At 65.4% G+C, this 659-nt stretch carries 1 pseudogene; it reads right to left on the bottom strand.

Annotation, left to right across the window (positions count from 1 at the left end):
• Window positions 1–105: 105 nt before the first annotated feature.
• Window positions 106–228 (bottom strand): annotated as a pseudogene (locus AC5JLB_RS01125) (IS5/IS1182 family transposase); the annotation flags it as partial.
• Between the last annotated feature and the right edge of the window lie 431 nt (window positions 229–659).

Raw genomic sequence — 659 nt, 5'->3', positions numbered from 1 at the left:
ACCACGTCTAGCTACCATTCCGGGCGGGAAATGACGGAGTGGGGTCTGCGTTGGGTGCCCCGTTACAGCAACTCACAACCAGAACAGGACGATGGCGGGCAGAGCTCAAGCCGATTGGAGCAGGTCGGCACAGCGGTCGTAGCGTGTGGCGATGCGTGGCCAGTCCTTGAGGTGCGCCAAGGCGTTCTCGATGCGGTGGCGCTGGCGGTAGAGCACCGAGTCATGGGTGACGCCGAGGGTGCGCCCCCGCCCACAGAACCCTCGTGCGCGACCTCGCTGGCAACTCCTCGAGGAGATGTCCGGGAACAGCGGCCACGATGACCACGGGCCGCCAACGCGGTACTCGGCCAAGTCATCATCGGTTCGAGAGCCCGCCCCGATCCATGGATCGGGGCGGGCTGGTGGGGTTCTGGACATTGGGCCCGGATCGTCGCCCAGAGGTCAACACACTGGTCAACCACCGAGCCGTCCGTGTGCAAGCGAGTGTGGAGCTTGCGCGGTCGGTACGGGAACTTCTCGGCGGCATCGGGGCGCAGAGAAATGCCGATCCCCGGCTCATCGCTGATGGTCAGGAATCCTTCTCCGTCATGTCGGGCCGCCCCGACCAGGAAGCTGTCGGAGTCCGGGCGCTTGTCGGTTACATCCCAGGTGTCGTTCGG

Source organism: Myxacorys chilensis (assembly GCF_059505265.1).
Note: the sequence above shows the minus strand (reverse complement) of the source record. Positions and strands in the feature narration are given on the sequence as shown.